This is a genomic window from Siccibacter turicensis LMG 23730 (assembly GCF_000463155.2).
Lineage (GTDB): Bacteria > Pseudomonadota > Gammaproteobacteria > Enterobacterales > Enterobacteriaceae > Siccibacter > Siccibacter turicensis.
The window spans coordinates 953046-970420 of the sequence record NZ_AWFZ01000028.1; the positions used below are offsets into that span (position 1 = coordinate 953046).

Consider the following 17375-nt stretch of genomic DNA (forward strand, 5'->3'; position numbering starts at 1 on the left):
AACGGGCGATGCTGAACGCTGGCGGGCATTAATGGCCGGGGAACGACACCAGGCTGAAGCACTGGATGCCCTGCTTCTCAAGGCGCTGTTCACCGCCGAGATCGAACAGGTTAATGATGAAGGCGGCGTCGGTTACTTCCCCGCCCAGGCGGCGGATCAGCTTCACCGTCGCTTCGATGGTGCCACCGGTCGCCAGCAGATCGTCCACCACCAGCACTTTATCGCCCGGCTGAATGGCATCAACGTGGATCTCGAGCTGGTCGGTGCCGTACTCAAGCTCGTAGCTTTCGGCGATGGTTTCACGGGGCAGTTTGCGTGGTTTACGCACCGGCACAAAGCCGACGCCCAGGCTCAGCGCAACCGGCGCGCCAAACAGGAAACCACGCGCTTCGGTGCCCACGACTTTGGTGATACCCGCGTCTTTAAAACGCTCAACCAGCAGTTCAATGCTGAGCGCGTACGCTTTCGGGTCTTCCAGCATGCTGGTCACGTCGCGAAACAGGATGCCCGGCTTCGGATAATCCTGGATGCTTTTAATACTGTTCTTCAGATACTCAAGCTGCTGCGCAGTTGCGGTCATGGATAGTTGCCTGATAAATACGGTGTTACTCACAGCGCGCCCACCTGAAAACAGGCCGGGATGTATTGCTCATCCTTTGACCAGGCGACGCTGTACTCGAAAACGCTCGAATTTACTGGCTGCGGCGGACAATTGCAACAGCAAGCCGTGCGCGTTCACGGTTTTTGTTGTTTTTCATCAATCACCGGCATTCGCCACATAAATATCAGCAGGCAGGTTAAGATAACCAGCAGCAGGATGCGCACCCACATGATGTTTACCAGCCACAGCGAGACGGCAAAAGTGAGCAGAATCACCGCGATAGCGCGGGGTTTTGCGCCCGGCGGCATGGCGCGGTACTGCTCCCAGTGACGGATGTAGCTGCCAAACCATGAGCGATAGAGTAGCCAGTGATGAAAGCGCGGTGAGGACTGGGCGAAGCACCAGGCGGCGAGGAGTAAAAACGGGGTGGTGGGCAGTAACGGTAAAACCACGCCCAGTGTGGCAAGGACTACCGCGAGCCAGCCTGTGATGAGTAAAATAGTCCGTTTCATAGCACTGACCACAAAGAAATGAGGCGCTATCGTAGCATAGCGCGCCTGAATTTCACGGAGAACGATGTGAAAACCGCACGGCTGTTAGAGGCTCTTGATACCCAGGTTGCCGCCCTCGGCGAGCTTATTGCTCCCCTGGCGGGGCACAGCAGCATGACGCCGCGCTTCGATCGTCAGCGGTTTCGCACTACGGGTCGTCGGATGCAGGATTTTATGGACGAAATACGCAGCAATCTGGCCCAGCTTCACCACTGCGTCGAGGCGCAGGAGACCGAGCAGCTGGCGTGGCTTGCCGAACACCTGGCGCTGCAAATCGGGGCGCTACAGCGTGAGGCCGCGACCTGGCAGCTGCGCACCCACGACAGCGCGCATCTCGGGCTGGGCAAACTGCACAAAAAGCTGCTGGAGCATCAGGAGTTTGAGCGTCGCCTGATGGCGATGAAGCGCGAACGCGAGGCGCTGGCCGCCCAGGCGGAAACGCTAGTGGATCAGCAGCAGCTTCATCGTGAAATCGACGCGCTGGAAGGCCGTCTGACGCGCTGCCGCGAGGCAACGCAGAAAATCGAACGCGCGCTGGCTCGCCTGCGCCGCTAACCCTGTAAGGAGTCACCACGATGTCGCTTGAACAGGCACCGGATGAAGTCAAACTGGCGGTGGATCTGATTATGCTGCTTGAGGAACATGCTATAGCGCCGCAAACGGTGCTGAAAGCGCTGGAGATCGTGCGGCGGGATTTCGAGAACAAGCTGGCGGCGCAAGAGGCGTAACGGCAGGTAAAAAAAACGGCGGGTGCGCTGCCCCGCCGTCTTCTGCGTATCGGTGCGCCAGATCAGCGCACCCCGGTTAAGGCTGTTCCGCATCAGGCATTCGCCGGTGCGTCACCCTTATCCTTGTTGATATCGCGCTTCACTTCGGTGTGCTCTTCGCCTTTCTCATTACGCAGGTGCACTTCCAGCTGGTTGAAGGCGATGTTGATATCGTTTTCACGGCACAGACGATCGATGGTGCGGTTCAGCTCGTCCACGGTGTAGCTGCGATCGCGCAGCTCGCGCACGTAGAGACGCAATTCATGATCCAGCGTGCTTGGCCCGAAGGTGGTGAAGAACACCGCCGGCTCCGGGTCGTGCATCACTTTCGGGTGCTCCATCGCCGCTTTTAACAAGATCTTTTTCACCTTATCGAGATCGGAGCCGTAGGCCACGCCGATCCGGATCACGACGCGGGTGATGGTGTCCGACAGCGACCAGTTGATCAGACGCTCGGTCACAAACGCCTTGTTAGGGATGATCACCTCTTTACGATCGAAGTCGGTGATGGTGGTGGCGCGGATACGGATCTTACTGACGGTGCCCGAGAAGGTGCCGATGGTCACCGTATCGCCGATGCGCACCGGGCGCTCAAACAGAATGATCAGGCCGGAGACAAAGTTTCCAAAGATCTCCTGCAGACCAAACCCGAGACCAACCGACAGTGCGGCAGCAAGCCACTGCAGCTTGTCCCACGACACCCCGAGCGAGGCGAAAACCGTCATCGCCCCGGCGGCAATAATCACATAGTTCAGGATGGTGGTGATGGCGTAGGACGCGCCCTGGCGCATCTTCAGACGCGACAGCACCAGCACCTCCAGCAGGCCAGGCAGGTTGCGGATCAGCGCCCAGGCGACGGTGAACGCCACCAGCGCAAACAGCAGGCTGCCCATCGTCACGTTTTTCACCACCGCGGCCCCCGCTTCGTTACCGTTGTAGTGCCACAGCACTACGCTGTCGAGGTAGGAGAAGACGGTGATCAAATCTGACCAGATAGCCCAGAACATCAGGCCGAACAGCGCGAACATCAGTAGCGTGGTGAGACGCAGCGTCTGCTGGTTGATCTGATCCAGCGCCAGCGGCGGCTCCTGTACCGGCTCTGCCCCTTCGGCGCCCTCTTTTACCTGATTCTGACGACGCGATACCGCCCGGCGGTAGGCAATACGCCGCGCCGCCACGCTCAGCCCGCGCAGCACCGTCTGATAGAGCAGGTTCCAGATAATCACCAGATAGACGGTGTCGATCCAGCGGCCCGACAGGCGCAGCGTGGTATAGAAGTAGCCGCTGGCGGTCAGCACCAGCAGCGCCACGGGAACAATCGACAGAATGGTGATGGTGACAAGGCGCATGGTGTGCGACTCCTTGTCGTGCCAGCTCTCCCGGCACATCGGCCACACCAGAGCGGCAATCACCAGCAGGTTCAGGAAGATCATTGACTGCCCGAGCACGTCATCCATCAGGTGCAGCGGCGAGAGTTCAGCCACCACCGACCAGAACAGCAGCGGGAGCAGTGCGAGGCTGACGCGCACAATCTGCCGCCGCCAGTGGCTGGTAAGCTGGGCCGGCATGTTGAAGTGGTTGACCGCCACGCCGTCTTTTTCCAGCACCCGCCAGCACAGGCCAAACACCAGCCAGAATACCGCCAGCTTCTTACTGAACGCCCACAGCAGTTCGCTGATGCTCAGCTGCATCACGTGCAGGATAAGCCCGACGGCGAGAATAATCAGACACACCGGCAGGGCAAGGATCAGGTTAAGCAGAATCGCTTTCGGGGTGTGAAGCTGACTGTCATTGCGCAGCTGCCCTACTTCCGATGACAGCCGCGCCAGGTACTGGCGGATCCAGCCGAAGCGCCAGCGGATGAGTCCGGCGAGCAGCACCAGCGGCAGACCGGCAAGCAGCGCCAGCGCCACGCCCGGCCAGGCTTTGTCCCAGTTCACCGTCAGCTTCATCGCTTTAATCTGATCGTGCAGCGCCCCCGGGAACGATTTAATCCACTCCCAGTCCATCGGCTTGTTGCTGTTTACCCAGAAGATTTGCTGAGTGAGGATCTGCTCCAGGCTCTTACTGACGCTCACCAGCTGCTGCTGGTTGATCTGCAGGTTGATGGCCATCATCAGCTGGTTGCCGAGCTGCTTATTGAGCTGGTCGAGCAGCGCGCGGCGCATGTCGATAATATCGAGCAGCGCATCGTGAACTTCGGGGTTAACCTCGTTCTGATGGCCCTCTTCCAGCTTATCCACCCAGCTGTCGCCCTGGAACAGGGCATCACGCTGCTGGTTGATTTCAAACTGTTCAAGACGCAGGTCCGCGATGCGGTTGGTCATGTCCTCCAGCTCGTCCGCCGACGGCAGGGTTTGCTGCTGCTGATAGAGGATGCGCGACAGCAAGAGGCTGCCTTTAAGGACGGCGATCTGCTCTTTCAGGCTGCGTTCGGATTGCAGAGCGCGATCGAGCCAGTTTTTCACCTTAATATTGCGCTCAACCAGCCCGTTGCCCATCTGCGTGGCGGTGATCAGCCGCTCGCTCAGCTGGTGGTTGATGTCCAGCTCCTGGCGCACCAGCGGGTTGTTCTGGATGCGCGAGGCGTCATCCGGGGAAGTCGCTTCCTGCGCGGTACGTTCGGTGAGCGTCAGACGTTTGTTGCTAACCGCGGTCTGCAGCAGCTGGACCTGGTGCTCCAGCTGATTAATGTTCGCCGTCATATAGTCGCGCTGCTTCTGCAGGCTGTCCTGCAATACGGTATTGCCTTCGAGGCTTTTGCGCTGCTGCTCAAGCTGGGCGTTAAGCAGCGCCTGCTGGGCCGTCAGCAGCGTTTGCTGACTCGGCCGCAGCGCCTGCTCTCCAGGCCCGGTGCCGTTTAAACGGCTGCGGATGGTCTGGAGCTGCTGAGAGACGGCGAACATGGTGTTCTGGACGCGTTCAGGCTGGGTCTGGAGCGACACCAGCTGGCTGTTGAGCGTCGCCAGATCGTTCTGGCTGGTTTGCAGCTTATCGAGCACCGTGGCAAGACGCTGCTCAAGGTCGTGGAGGCGCATCGCGTTGAAGCTCTTCGCCAGCGCCTCGTCGCTTTCCTGATTGCTCAGCTCGTTGAGATCGGCGGTGGCTCTCGCCATTTTGGCCGGTGCCTGCGCAATGCGCTGGCGCAGCTGCTCGGTCTCCTGCTTCACACGATCGATTTTATCCAGCGTTTCCAGCGTCTCGGTCAGATCCTGCTGGGTCAGCTTCTCTTCCCCGGACAGGCTCTTCTGCTTATTTAACGCATCAAGCTGATTTTGTATCTCGGTACGGGACGGCACATCGCCGGGCTGCGCCGCGGTGGCGTTGTGCGGTGCACCGAAGATCGCAATAAGGAAGGCAATGACGAACGCCATAGCCGAATGCCGAATATAAGTGAAGTGCTGCATAGTGTGTATGGATTGCCAGGCTACTGAAGACAGGGGTCGTTAGAGTGGCGAAGAATAGCATGGCTTACCGGAGCAGAATAGCCGATCCCCCGCATTGCGCAAAAAATCGCCACCCTGTTCAGGGCTGGACAACGGGGATATCGTCTGCGGCAGCGCCCTGCAGGGAGGGGCACAGCTGGTACATCTCGATGAGGATCTCGACAAACTGACGCGCTTCCTGCTTCAGGTCGTAGGTTTCCGGCGCGAACAGCCAGTTTTCCATGATCCCGGAGACATAGCTGCGCATCAGGATCGCCGCGCGTCGGGTATGCAGATGCGCCGGGAGCATACCGGCGGCAATACAGTCGCTCAGCGTCTGCTCAATGCGGTCGTAGCTGGCGACACAAAGATTGCGCTGCGCCTCTTGCGCCACCGCCATTTCGCCGACAAACTCACATTTATGGAATATGATTTCCATCATCAGGCGACGACGCTCCTCTTCTGCCGTGGCTTCCAGTACGTAAATTAATAATTCCCGTAGCACAGAGAGTGGATCGCCGGGAAATTTTGCCCGATACTCAATTTCTAAATCACTGATGCTTGACTCTGAAAGCGCCCAGATTTCACTGAACAAATCCGACTTATTCTTGAAGTGCCAGTAGATCGCGCCCCGTGTCACGCCGGCAGCCTGCGCAATCTGCGCAAGCGAGGTCGCTGAAACACCCTGCTGCGAAAACAAGCGAAGCGCGACGTCAAGAATGTGCTGCCGCGTCTCACGTGCCTGTTGTTTGGTTTTTCGTGCCATATGTGCGTGAAGTTACAGGGTTAGATTTACATACATTTGTGAATGTATGTACCATAGCATGACGATAATATAAACACAGCAATGGGTTTATGGACTTCTATCCATTGATCAATTTTGGAATCGGACACTCGAGGTTTTGATATGAACAAAAACAGAGGATTTTCGCCTCTGGCGGTCGTTCTGATGCTCTCCGGCGGCTTTGTGCTTACAGGATGTGACGATCAGCAGAATCAGCAACAGGGTGCGCAAGCGCCAGAAGTTGGCATTGTGACGCTGAAAAGCGAACCTCTTCAGATAACCACTGAACTGCCGGGGCGTACGCTTGCTTACCGCATTGCGGAAGTGCGTCCGCAGGTGAGCGGTATCATTCTGAAACGCAACTTCAAAGAAGGCAGCAACGTTGAAGCGGGTGTCTCTCTTTACCAGATCGATCCAGCGCCGTATCAAGCCTCGTATGAAAGCGCGAAAGGCGATCTCGCTCAGGCTCAGGCCCAGGCGAACATCGCTCAGGTCACGCTGAACCGTTATAAAAAACTGCTGGGCACCCAGTACATCAGCCAGCAGGATTACGATGACGCCCAGGCGCAGGCGCAGCAGACCAGCGCTGCCGTTGTTGCCGCCAAAGCTGCCGTCGAAACCGCACGTATCAACCTCGCCTATACCAAAGTGACCTCCCCGATCAGTGGCCGTATCGGCAAGTCCTCCGTCACCGAAGGTGCGCTGGTCACTAACGGTCAGTCTAACGCGCTGGCCACCGTTCAGCAGCTTGACCCGATCTATGTCGACGTGACCCAGTCGAGCAACGACTTCCTGCGTCTGAAACAGGAGCTGGCGAACGGCACCCTGAAGCAGGAAAACGGCAAGGCGAAAGTCGAGCTGGTCACTAACGACGGCAACAAATACTCCCAGAGCGGCACGCTGGAGTTCTCTGACGTCAGCGTTGACCAGACCACCGGTTCCATCACCCTGCGCGCCATCTTCCCTAACCCGGATATGACGCTGCTGCCTGGCATGTTTGTCCGCGCGAAACTTGAAGAAGGGATCCGTCCTGACGCCATTCTGGTTCCGCAGCAGGGCGTAGCGCGTACGCCGCGCGGTGACGCAACGGTCATGGTGGTGGGCGAAGGCGATAAGGTCGAAGTGCGCCAGATTACCGCTGCTCAGGCCATCGGCGATAAGTGGCTGGTGACGGACGGCTTAAAAACGGGCGATCGCGTCATCATCACCGGTCTGCAAAAAGTAAGGCCGGGCGCACAGGTTAAAGTGCAGGAAGTGAGTTCTGACAAGAAAGAGCAGCAGGCTGCGGCCAATGGTCAGTCAGAACAACCTAAGTCTTAACTTAAACAGGAGCCGTTAAGACATGCCTAATTTCTTTATCGATCGCCCTATATTCGCGTGGGTGCTCGCCATCATCATCATGCTGGCTGGGGGACTGTCGATCCTCAACCTGCCGATAGCGCAATATCCCTCTATTGCGCCACCGGCGGTGACGATCTCGGCAACCTACCCCGGCGCTGATGCCAAAACCGTTCAGGATACCGTGACACAGGTTATCGAACAGAACATGAACGGTATTGATGGCCTGATGTACTTCTCATCCAACAGTGACTCCACCGGTACGGTGCAGATCACGTTGACCTTTGAATCCGGTACCGACGCGGACATCGCGCAGGTGCAGGTGCAGAACAAACTGCAGCTGGCAATGCCGCTGCTGCCGCAGGAAGTGCAGCAGCAGGGCGTCAGCGTTCAGAAATCGGCGAGCAGCTTCCTTATGGTGGCGGGTGTCATTAACACTAACGGCACCATGACTCAGGAAGATATCTCCGACTATGTCGCCGCCAACATTCAGGACCCGATCAGCCGTACCAACGGTGTGGGTGACGTTCAGCTGTTCGGCTCGCAGTATGCGATGCGTATCTGGATGGACCCGAACAAGCTCAACAACTTCCAGCTGACCCCGGTTGACGTGATCAACGCCATCAAAGCGCAGAACGCCCAGGTGGCGGCCGGTCAGTTAGGCGGTACTCCGCCGGTGAAAGGCCAGCAGCTTAACGCCTCCATCATTGCGCAGACCCGTCTGACCTCTACGGAAGAGTTCGGCAAAATCCTGCTGAAGGTGAACCAGGATGGGTCGCGCGTTCTGCTGCGTGACGTGGCGAATATCGAGCTGGGCGGCGAAAACTACGACATTATCGCCCGCTACAATGACCAGCCGGCGTCCGGTCTGGGGATTAAACTGGCGACCGGTGCGAACGCCCTTGATACCGCGAATGCGGTTCGCGCCGAGCTGGAAAAGCTGAAACCAAGCTTCCCGGCGGGCCTTGAGATTGTCTACCCGTACGACACCACCCCGTTCGTTAAGATCTCCATTAACGAAGTGGTTAAGACCCTGGCCGAAGCGATCGTGCTGGTGTTTGTGGTGATGTACCTGTTCCTGCAAAACTTCCGCGCCACGCTGATCCCGACCATTGCTGTTCCGGTGGTACTGCTCGGGACCTTTGCCATTCTCGGTGCGTTCGGCTTCTCGATTAACACCCTGACGATGTTCGGGATGGTGCTCGCGATAGGCCTGTTGGTGGATGACGCCATCGTGGTGGTAGAGAACGTCGAGCGCGTCATGGCGGAGGAAGGATTGCCGCCAAAAGAGGCAACGCGTAAGTCGATGGGACAGATTCAGGGCGCGCTGGTAGGTATTGCGCTGGTGCTCTCTGCGGTATTTATCCCGATGGCGTTCTTCGGGGGTTCAACCGGCGCAATCTACCGTCAGTTCTCGATCACGATCGTCTCCGCGATGGTGCTGTCGGTGCTGGTGGCGCTGATCCTGACCCCGGCGCTGTGCGCCACCATGCTGAAGCCGATTGCCAAAGGCGATCACGGCGAAGGCAAGAAAGGCTTCTTCGGCTGGTTCAACCGCATGTTCGATAAGAGCACGCACCACTATACCGACAGCGTTGCGAGCATCCTGCGTAGCACCGGTCGTTATCTGCTGCTCTATATCATCATTGTGGTCGGCATGGCCTACCTGTTTGTTCGTCTGCCAAGCTCCTTCCTGCCGGAAGAGGACCAGGGTGTATTCCTGACCATGGTGCAGCTCCCGGCGGGTGCAACGCAGGAACGTACCCAGAAAGTGCTGGATGAAGTGACCCAGTACTACCTGCAAAAAGAGAAAGCGAACGTCAACTCGGTGTTTGCGGTTAACGGCTTTGGTTTTGCAGGCCGCGGCCAGAACACCGGTATCGCGTTCGTCTCGCTGAAAAACTGGGAGGATCGTGAGGGTGACGAGAACAAAGTCGGCGCGATTATAGGCCGGGCGATGGGCACCTTCTCGAAGATTAACGATGCGATGGTGTTCGCCTTTAACCTGCCGGCGATCGTTGACCTGGGTACTGCCACCGGCTTTGACTTCCAGCTTATCGATCAGGGCGGCCTGGGCCATGAAAAACTGACGCAGGCGCGTAACCAGCTGCTGGGCGAGGTGGCAAAACACCCTGACCTGCTGGCAGGGGTGCGTCCTAACGGTCTCGAAGATACGCCGCAGTTCAAAATTGATATTGACCAGGAAAAAGCACAGGCGCTGGGGGTATCAATTACCGATATCAACACCACGCTCGGGGCAGCCTGGGGCGGAAGCTACGTCAATGACTTCATTGACCGCGGCCGCGTGAAGAAAGTGTACGTCATGTCCGAAGCGCAATACCGTATGCTGCCGGAAGACATCGGCAACTGGTACGTGCGTGGCTCCGAAGGCCAGATGGTGCCGATCACCGCCTTTGCCAGCACCCGCTGGGAATATGGTTCACCGCGACTGGAGCGCTATAACGGCCTGCCGTCGATGGAGATCCTGGGTGAAGCGGTGCCGGGTCGCAGTACCGGTGAAGCGATGGACATGATGGAGAAACTGGCCAGCACGCTGCCGGCAGGTATCGGCTACGACTGGACCGGTATGTCCTATCAGGAACGTCTGTCGGGTAACCAGGGTCCTGCGCTGTACGCTATCTCGCTTATCGTGGTATTCCTCTGCCTCGCCGCACTGTATGAGAGTTGGTCCATTCCGTTCTCGGTCATGCTGGTGGTGCCGTTGGGGGTACTGGGTGCGCTGGTTGCGGCCTCGTTCCGCGGCCTGACTAACGACGTTTACTTCCAGGTGGGCCTGCTGACAACCATTGGATTGTCGGCGAAGAACGCGATACTTATCGTCGAATTCGCCAAAGATCTAATGGATAAAGAGGGCAAAGGGCTGATTGAAGCCACGCTGGAAGCGGTGCGTATGCGTCTGCGTCCGATTCTGATGACCTCACTGGCGTTTATCCTCGGGGTAATGCCGCTGGTAATTAGCAGCGGGGCTGGCTCCGGTGCGCAGAACGCCGTAGGTACCGGCGTTATGGGCGGCATGGTGACGGCCACCGTGCTGGCAATCTTCTTCGTTCCGGTATTCTTTGTGGTGGTTCGCCGCCGCTTTAGCCGCAAGAATGAAGACGTTGAGCACAGCCACAAGGTTGAGCACCATTAATACCTGTTAAACAGAAAAGGCCGCGCAAGCGGCCTTTTTTATTGGCGGTAAAACAAATCGCAATGAAAGGCATAACCTTAAGAAAAAATTAATTTGCGTGACAAGAATAGACGAATAGTCGTGAAATAAAGGGAATATACCGAAACATTCCCCCGGACTAATTCAGAGTATTCTTACGAATAACCTTGTCCGGTGTCGGTTTTTATTATTAGCAGATGATTTAAGATAATATATCAATGTATTAATAACTTACCGAGGCAGGCATCAGACGCCACCGCCCGGTGTTATCACGGCATTATCCCTTTCCGGCGCGCCCTTTTTTGCGCCTCACAAAATGTAATTTTTCGTAATAGCAGAAGGAAAAATCCTTAAGCCTGATTTATAGTTAATATGCCACGGCAAGGCACGCAGGCGTCAATTACCGCGGCGGTTACCCCTGTTATGAACCTGAGTAATCAAAAAATTCACTAAAAAGGGGGATGCGTTATGGACGAATACTCACCAAAGAGGCATGATATAGCGCAGCTTAAATTTCTCTGCGAAACCCTGTATCGTGATTGTCTTACTAACCTCGGTGAAAGCAACCACGGTTGGGTCAACGATCCTACGTCAGCTATTAATCTACAGCTGAATGAATTGATCGAACACATAGCAACCTTCGCACTTAATTACAAAATTAAGCACGATGAAGACAATATTCTCATTGAGCAAATTGATGAATACCTGGACGACACCTTCATGTTGTTCAGTAACTACGGCATAAATGCACAGGACTTGCAGAAATGGCGTAAGTCGGGCAATCGTCTGTTTCGGTGTTTCCTCAATGTGAGTCGGGCGAACCCGGTGAGTCTCTCGTTTTAAAACTACTACAATCACTTAAGGTGAAAAAATGTCCACAAAGCCTTTAACGAAAACTGATTATCTGATGCGCCTGCGCCGCTGTCAGTCTATTGACACGCTGGAACGGGTGATCGAAAAAAATAAATATGAATTACCGGATAATGAGCTGGCCGTGTTTTATTCCGCCGCCGACCACCGTCTGGCAGAACTGACCATGAATAAGCTTTATGACAAAATTCCTGGGTCAGTGTGGAAATTCGTTCGCTAATTAACCGCGTTACCGGAAATGCTCCCTGCCAGTCTGAAACCCTGAAGCCAGAAATGTTGAGTTACCCAGCGTAACGCGCCCTGCGCCCGTGCGTAAATGCTGGCATACCTGACGCGGTACCCGTCCGCGTTTTGCTACGCGCTACGCAAAGCCGTAAGGCGAACGTTTGCTTTTCCCCCACGCTGCATTACCGTTAACTCTGTCGTTAATTATGGAGAATACGAATGAGCGAAGAGAAGCGTAAAATGATTGCCGGTGAATTTTACCGTCCCGGCGATGAAACCCTGCGGGAAGATCGTATTCGCGCCCGTCACCTGGTGCACCGTTTCAACCATACGGCCCCTGATGAAACCGCGGTTCGTAAAGATCTGCTCAGAGAGCTGCTGGGTCAGGCGTCAAACGCCTATATAGAGCCGAGCTTTCGCTGCGACTACGGCTATAACATTTTCCTCGGCGAGAATTTCTACGCAAACTTCGACTGCGTTATCCTTGACGTCTGCCCGGTGCACATTGGTAAAAACTGTATGCTGGCACCCGGCGTGCATATTTACACGGCCACCCACCCGCTGGACCCGATTGAGCGCAACAGCGGCCTGGAATATGGCAAGCCGGTGACCATTGGCGATAACGTCTGGATTGGCGGGCGGGCAATCATCAACCCCGGCGTGACCATCGGCCATAACGTGGTGATTGGCTCCGGCGCGGTAGTGACCAAAGACGTGCCTGATAACAGCGTGGTGGCCGGCAACCCGGCGCGCATCATCAAAACCGTCTGACGTCCCCTGGCGCTGAACTGTTATACTTTTTTCAGCGCCATCTGTTACTTTTTTCCACCGCCGATGATTTTTACAATATCAAAAAACTTTCCCGCGCCCGCTGCGCATCACTTAGAAGGCCCGGAATGACAGAAATACAACGCCTGCTTACTGAAACCATCGACGAACTCAATCGCCAGGAAAAACGCGACAATCGCCCACGCTTTAGCATCAGCTTTATTCGCAAACACCCTGGCTTATTTATCGGTATGTATCTTGGCTGGATCGCCACCCTGGCCGTCATGATGCAATCGGAAACCCTGTCGGGCTCCGTCTGGCTGCTGGTAGTGCTGTTTGTGCTGCTGAACGGCTTTGTCTTTTTCGACGTCAATCCACGCTATCGCTACGAAGACATCGACGTGCTCGATTTCAGGGTGTGCTACAACGGAGAGTGGTACAACACGCGTGACGTGCCGGCCTCGCTGGTTCAGGCCATTATGGATTCACCGCGCGTCGACGCCGCGCAGAAAGAGATGCTGACTAAAATGCTCAGCCGCAAGAAGACCCTGTCGTTCTACGACATCTTCTCGCTGGATAAAAACATTACCCCTTCCGGCGTTCCTGCCAACGCATAATGTACCGCCCCTCTCCATCGCGAGAGGGGCGGTTTTGTTAACGCCTTTTCTTCCTTCCCTGTACGGCCTTAAAGCGCGGATTGGTTTTGCAGATCACGTACAGGCGCCCCTTGCGCTTGACGATCTGGCAATCAGGATGACGCTGCTTTGCGCTGCGTAACGAGTTAAGCACCTGCATTATTTCTCTCCTTTAGCGCCAAGAAAGCGGCCAAAGCGCTGCTGGAAGCGCGCGGTGCTGCCTTCGTTTGAGAAGGTTTTCTGCTTGCCGGTGTAGTACGGATGCGACGCGGATGAGACATCAAGCGTCACGTAGGGCCATGTCTGTCCATCAAGCTCAATTTCCCGATCGGTCTGGATCGTGGAACCAATTTTGAAATATTCGTTGGCGCTGGTGTCGTGGAATACCACGGTGCGGTAAAGCGGATGGATGCCGTCTTTCATGAACGTGACCTTTGTTTACGTTATAACATAACAATATCGTACGACCGGGACGATTAAAAAGCAAGCCACAGAAAAACGCACCGCCGGGGCGGTGCGCTAGAGGGTAACGGCAGGGATTACAGCTTGAAGCCAGCAACCACCAGATTGAGCTGCTGGGTTTGTTCGGACATGGAGTGCGAGGCGGCAGAGACTTCCTGCACCAGCGAGGCGTTCTGCTGCGTGGTGCTGTCGAGCTGGTTGATCGCCAGGTTAACCTGTTCAATCCCCGCGCTCTGCTCGCGGCTGGACGACATGATCTCACTCATCAGCGTGGTCACGTTGCGCACGCTCTGGGTCACCTCTTCCATGGTTTTACCCGCTTCGGTCACCAGCTGCGTGCCGTGGTCGATGTTGTTCACCGATGCCTCAATCAGCTGTTTAATCTCCCGGGCCGACTGGGCTGAGCGCTGCGCAAGGTTACGTACCTCCTGCGCCACCACCGCAAAGCCCCTGCCCTGCTCGCCCGCGCGTGCGGCTTCTACCGCGGCGTTAAGCGCCAGGATGTTCGTCTGGAAGGCGATGCTGTCGATGACGCTGATAATATCCACCACTTTGCCCGATGACGCCTGAATCGCGTTCATGGTGGACACCACCTGTTTCACCACATCGCCACCGCGTTCAGCCACTGCCGAAGCATCACGCGCCAGCTCGTTGGCGTTCGCCGCGTTATCGGCGTTCTGACGCACGGTGCTGGTCAGCTGCTCCATCGACGCCGCCGTTTCCTCAATGGAACTGGCCTGGTCTTCGGTACGCGCCGAGAGATCCTGGTTGCCGGTGGCAATCTGCTGCGAAGCGGACGAGATGGCCCGGGCGCTGTCACCGACCTGGCGCAGCATCTCCTGCAGCCAGCCGATCACGCCGTTGAAGCTGTCGATCACCGCGTTGAATTCCGGGCTGCTGCCAGGCTGCAAGCGCTGAGTCAGATCGGCCCCGCCTGCCGACAGACGGCTGATGTTGCGGTTCAGATCCGCAAGACGACCGGTCATGGAGCGGATAAACACCACCAGCACGCCGAGCAGCAGCAGCGCCAGCGGGATCTGCACCAGACCCAGACGCGTCATGATGGTGCTGGTCTGTTTGGTAAGCAGGGAGGTGGGCAGATCCACGGCGATGATCCACGGGCTGCCTTTGATCGCCTGCAGAATCAGGGTATGCGAGGTGCCATCGTTGTCATACTCCTGCTCGTGCTGAGTGCTCGGATCGTAGCCTTTCAGCACGCTGCTCAGGGCGGTAGACATCGGCGTGTTCAGCTGCGCCACGTTGGTCAGGCTGGCGGCTTTGCCAATCTGATCGGCGTTGCCAACGATTTTACCGTCGGCTTCCACAATCAGTACGCGACCGTGAATGGCTTCATCCATCTGCTTCGCCAGCTGGTTAAAGAAGCCCAGCGTGACGTCGATGGTGGCGACACCCCACGGCTGGCCGTCTTTGACGATGCTCATTGCGCAGTTGGTGCGCGGCTGCGGGCTGGCATCGTCCTGATAGGCATTCGCCCAGGCGCACTGCCCGACCGGCGCCGCGAGGCCGCCCTTGTACCATACCTGCTCGTAATATGCTGGCGCCGCGTCCGAGTTCCAGTAGGTGTTCACCTGCAATGTGTTGCTGTTGTCACGGGCAAAGAAGGTGCTGAACTTGTCGCGCCCTGCCTCGCGCTTCTGTGGTAACGGCCAGATACCGCCGCCGAACACGTTAACATCCTTGTACTGGTCCACCAGCGCAGGCAACACAACATCGATCTGCTCGCTGGAAAGCATGGTCACAGACTGCGTGACGCTGCGCATTTGCGCCTGCACACGGTTCATCTGCTCGACAATGCTGCCCGCCACGTTACCGACTTCATAGCGAATAAGCTGCGTTTCGGTTTTTTTAATCTGCGGGCTGACGAAGAGCGTGACCGCAAGCGCGGTAACACCCACCAATATGATAAAGAAAAGGCACAACGTAAGGATGAAACGGGACTGCGTGGTTTTGAACATAAACAAATTCCCTGGTGACAATGAGGCCATGCGCCTTCAATGGTCAACGGCACCGGGACGGCAAACTTGACCCGTAAACGTGCAGAGAAAATGTTTCTTTTTTGGAAGTGTGATTAACCCGCTGATCTGTATATAAACTGTAACAATTATTGAAATACATTGTAATAATTTGACGTATTATGAAAGATTTTCCCGGGCGCGGCGCCCTGCTCTGGCCCCGCGCCGCCCCTCTCAGACGCCCTCTTTTCTCACCAGCAGCGTGGTCAGTACGAAGGAGAGCACCAGCGCAATCGCCACGCCCAGCAGTGCAAATATCAGGTACGGGCCGATGTACGCCGGCAGGCTAAAAATGCTCGACAGAATGTAGCCGTAGAGCCGCACGCCGAAGAACGCGATAAACGCCGAGGCCAGCGAGCTTGCCACCGTGGCAGCAATAAAGGCTTTCTTGTAGCGGGTCAGCACGCCGAACAGCGCCGGTTCGGTAATCCCCAGCAGCGCCGACACGCCCGCTGACAGCGTGATGGTCTTATCTTCACGGGTGGTGCTCAGCCGCCAGATGGCAAAGGTCGACCCGGCAATCGCCATGTTGGCCATAAACATCATCGGCATCAGCATGTCGTAGCCGCGATCGCTGAAGTTCTGCAGCGCAATTGGCGTCATGGCATGGTGCATCCCGGTCAGGATCGCCACCGGACGGATCGCCCCGACCACCAGCCCGGCGAAGCTCGCCGAAATGCTGAACAGCCCTTCAATAAACAGCGCCAGCCCTTTACCGAGGTAGATCCCCACCGGGCCAATCACCACCAGCGCCGCAAGCGCCGCCAGGAACAGGGTCAGGGTTGGGGTAAAGACGGTTTTCAGCACGTCCGGCATAAAGCTGTCCACCCAGCGGTGGATGTAGCTCAGCGCCAGGATGGAGAAAATCACCGGGATAACGCTGGAGGCGTAGTTAAACACCGAAACCGGGATCGCGTTCAGCAGCCAGAAGGCGCTCACCGCGTCCGGACCGCCCGCCGCCAGGTTTTTCGCCGCCTCAATCAGCGAGGGATACATCAGGCAGGCCGCGACCGCAGCGGCCAGGTATTCGTTGGTTTTAAAGATTTTCGCCGCCGACACCGCGAGGAAAAACGGCAGGAAGTAAAACACGCCGCTGGCGATAAGATCGATAACCACCACGGTATCGCTTTTCGCCGACACCACGTTCAGCGCCACCAGCCCCGCCAGCAGGCCTTTGATCATCCCGGCACCGGCAATGGCCGGTACGATGGGGCCGAACACCCCGGACACGGTATCCATAAACAGCGACACCAGGCTTTTACGCCCCTTCGCCGGTGCGGCCGCATCCTGTCCGGCTGCCGCGCCGCCGCCGAGCAGGGTCTGCAACTGCTCAAACCAGGTATTCACTTTCGGGCCGATAATAATCTGGAACTGATCGCTCTGAAGCTGCGCGCCCAGCACGCCGGGTATTTTTTTAATTTCGCTTTGTTCAACTTTATTATCGTCGATTAAATCAAAACGCAGCCGGGTCATGCAGTGCCAGACGTTATTAATATTACTCTTCCCGCCCACCAGACGAATAATGTGCGTAATTGCTTCCTGTGTCCCCATAAAACGTCCGCCGATAATATATTGTTGTCATTGATAACAGTGATGGTAGGTAAATCGCCATAACAAAACAAACCAATAAAACATGACGACGGTCACATCTCGCCTTGATAAAAGGCATCACAGTTCCATATTTGCCAAATTGGTCCGTTTTTATGGCGTTATTTCCACTGCTTTCTGACCAATAAAAATTATT

The 17375-nt window shown here is 56.4% G+C and carries 16 protein-coding genes; 8 read left to right on the forward strand and 8 right to left on the reverse strand.

The annotated features are described in order from the left end of the window. Positions 1-28: 28 nt before the first annotated feature. On the reverse strand, positions 29-580 hold the full coding sequence (gene apt, locus DW58_RS08800) for an adenine phosphoribosyltransferase (protein WP_024550999.1): 552 nt from the start codon (positions 578-580) through the stop codon (positions 29-31). 155 nt (positions 581-735) lie between these two features. After that, positions 736-1113, reverse strand: coding sequence for a DUF454 family protein (locus tag DW58_RS08805; protein WP_024551000.1), 378 nt, complete (start codon positions 1111-1113; stop codon positions 736-738). Positions 1114-1179: 66 nt separating this feature from the next. Between DW58_RS08805 and priC the strand changes: the two genes are divergently transcribed. Continuing rightward, the gene (gene priC / locus DW58_RS08810) at positions 1180-1707 is read left to right on the forward strand and encodes a primosomal replication protein PriC (RefSeq protein ID WP_024551001.1); all 528 of its coding nucleotides are present in this window, start codon (positions 1180-1182) and stop codon (positions 1705-1707) included. A gap of 20 nt (positions 1708-1727) precedes the next feature. Next, entirely contained in the window at positions 1728-1880 is a 153-nt protein-coding gene (gene rsmS / locus DW58_RS20035) for a pleiotropic regulatory protein RsmS (RefSeq protein ID WP_071789323.1), read from the forward strand. 92 nt (positions 1881-1972) lie between these two features. Here rsmS and mscK read toward each other — a convergent pair whose 3' ends face one another. Together mscK and acrR are read right to left on the reverse strand one after the other, a co-directional pair. Continuing rightward, positions 1973-5326 (reverse strand): mechanosensitive channel MscK, encoded by a 3354-nt coding sequence (gene mscK / locus DW58_RS08815; RefSeq protein ID WP_024562464.1) that lies wholly within the window; start codon positions 5324-5326, stop codon positions 1973-1975. Positions 5327-5444: 118 nt separating this feature from the next. After that, on the reverse strand, positions 5445-6110 hold the full coding sequence (gene acrR, locus DW58_RS08820) for a multidrug efflux transporter transcriptional repressor AcrR (protein WP_024549707.1): 666 nt from the start codon (positions 6108-6110) through the stop codon (positions 5445-5447). Positions 6111-6251: 141 nt separating this feature from the next. On the opposite strand from acrR, the gene acrA reads away from it, so the two are divergent. The 6 genes from acrA to DW58_RS08850 all read left to right on the forward strand — a co-directional run bounded on the left by acrA (position 6252) and on the right by DW58_RS08850 (position 13118). Beyond that, positions 6252-7448 (forward strand): multidrug efflux RND transporter periplasmic adaptor subunit AcrA, encoded by a 1197-nt coding sequence (gene acrA / locus DW58_RS08825; RefSeq protein ID WP_024549708.1) that lies wholly within the window; start codon positions 6252-6254, stop codon positions 7446-7448. Positions 7449-7470: 22 nt separating this feature from the next. After that, entirely contained in the window at positions 7471-10620 is a 3150-nt protein-coding gene (gene acrB, locus DW58_RS08830) for a multidrug efflux RND transporter permease subunit AcrB (RefSeq protein ID WP_024549709.1), read from the forward strand. 486 nt (positions 10621-11106) lie between these two features. Continuing rightward, positions 11107-11481, forward strand: a complete 375-nt coding sequence (tomB, locus tag DW58_RS08835; RefSeq protein ID WP_024549710.1) for an Hha toxicity modulator TomB — start codon at positions 11107-11109, stop codon at positions 11479-11481. Between the two features lie 28 nt (positions 11482-11509). After that, positions 11510-11728 carry an HHA domain-containing protein gene (locus DW58_RS08840; RefSeq protein WP_024549711.1) on the forward strand — a complete coding sequence of 73 codons (219 nt, stop codon included), beginning with the start codon at positions 11510-11512 and terminating at the stop codon, positions 11726-11728. Between the two features lie 224 nt (positions 11729-11952). Next, positions 11953-12504, forward strand: coding sequence for a maltose O-acetyltransferase (gene maa / locus DW58_RS08845; protein ID WP_024549712.1), 552 nt, complete (start codon positions 11953-11955; stop codon positions 12502-12504). Between the two features lie 125 nt (positions 12505-12629). Continuing rightward, the gene (locus DW58_RS08850) at positions 12630-13118 is read left to right on the forward strand and encodes a YlaC family protein (RefSeq protein WP_024549713.1); all 489 of its coding nucleotides are present in this window, start codon (positions 12630-12632) and stop codon (positions 13116-13118) included. Between the two features lie 37 nt (positions 13119-13155). Here DW58_RS08850 and ykgO read toward each other — a convergent pair whose 3' ends face one another. From ykgO to DW58_RS08870, 4 genes are all read right to left on the reverse strand, one after another. Continuing rightward, a complete protein-coding gene (ykgO, locus tag DW58_RS08855; protein ID WP_005125190.1) occupies positions 13156-13296 on the reverse strand; it encodes a type B 50S ribosomal protein L36 in 141 nt (46 codons plus the stop codon). Beyond that, positions 13296-13559, reverse strand: coding sequence for a type B 50S ribosomal protein L31 (locus DW58_RS08860; protein WP_024549714.1), 264 nt, complete (start codon positions 13557-13559; stop codon positions 13296-13298). Before DW58_RS08860 ends, ykgO begins: the two co-directional genes overlap by 1 nt. 116 nt (positions 13560-13675) lie before the next feature. Further along, the gene (locus DW58_RS08865; protein WP_024549715.1) at positions 13676-15574 is read right to left on the reverse strand and encodes a methyl-accepting chemotaxis protein; all 1899 of its coding nucleotides are present in this window, start codon (positions 15572-15574) and stop codon (positions 13676-13678) included. Positions 15575-15805: 231 nt separating this feature from the next. Further along, on the reverse strand, positions 15806-17182 hold the full coding sequence (locus tag DW58_RS08870) for a PTS transporter subunit EIIC (RefSeq protein ID WP_024549716.1): 1377 nt from the start codon (positions 17180-17182) through the stop codon (positions 15806-15808). Positions 17183-17375 lie beyond the last annotated feature (193 nt).

Excerpts from the sequence above, each read along its gene's own strand:
- apt (WP_024550999.1), bottom strand. The coding sequence starts at position 580 with ATGACCGCAACTGCGCAGCAGCTTGAGTATCTGAAGAACAGTATTAAA.
- DW58_RS08805 (WP_024551000.1), bottom strand. The coding sequence starts at position 1,113 with ATGAAACGGACTATTTTACTCATCACAGGCTGGCTCGCGGTAGTCCTT.
- rsmS (WP_071789323.1), top strand. The coding sequence starts at position 1,728 with ATGTCGCTTGAACAGGCACCGGATGAAGTCAAACTGGCGGTGGATCTG.
- mscK (WP_024562464.1), bottom strand. The coding sequence starts at position 5,326 with ATGCAGCACTTCACTTATATTCGGCATTCGGCTATGGCGTTCGTCATT.
- acrR (WP_024549707.1), bottom strand. The coding sequence starts at position 6,110 with ATGGCACGAAAAACCAAACAACAGGCACGTGAGACGCGGCAGCACATT.
- acrA (WP_024549708.1), top strand. The coding sequence starts at position 6,252 with ATGAACAAAAACAGAGGATTTTCGCCTCTGGCGGTCGTTCTGATGCTC.
- acrB (WP_024549709.1), top strand. The coding sequence starts at position 7,471 with ATGCCTAATTTCTTTATCGATCGCCCTATATTCGCGTGGGTGCTCGCC.
- tomB (WP_024549710.1), top strand. The coding sequence starts at position 11,107 with ATGGACGAATACTCACCAAAGAGGCATGATATAGCGCAGCTTAAATTT.
- DW58_RS08840 (WP_024549711.1), top strand. The coding sequence starts at position 11,510 with ATGTCCACAAAGCCTTTAACGAAAACTGATTATCTGATGCGCCTGCGC.
- maa (WP_024549712.1), top strand. The coding sequence starts at position 11,953 with ATGAGCGAAGAGAAGCGTAAAATGATTGCCGGTGAATTTTACCGTCCC.
- DW58_RS08850 (WP_024549713.1), top strand. The coding sequence starts at position 12,630 with ATGACAGAAATACAACGCCTGCTTACTGAAACCATCGACGAACTCAAT.
- ykgO (WP_005125190.1), bottom strand. The coding sequence starts at position 13,296 with ATGCAGGTGCTTAACTCGTTACGCAGCGCAAAGCAGCGTCATCCTGAT.
- DW58_RS08860 (WP_024549714.1), bottom strand. The coding sequence starts at position 13,559 with ATGAAAGACGGCATCCATCCGCTTTACCGCACCGTGGTATTCCACGAC.
- DW58_RS08865 (WP_024549715.1), bottom strand. The coding sequence starts at position 15,574 with ATGTTCAAAACCACGCAGTCCCGTTTCATCCTTACGTTGTGCCTTTTC.
- DW58_RS08870 (WP_024549716.1), bottom strand. The coding sequence starts at position 17,182 with ATGGGGACACAGGAAGCAATTACGCACATTATTCGTCTGGTGGGCGGG.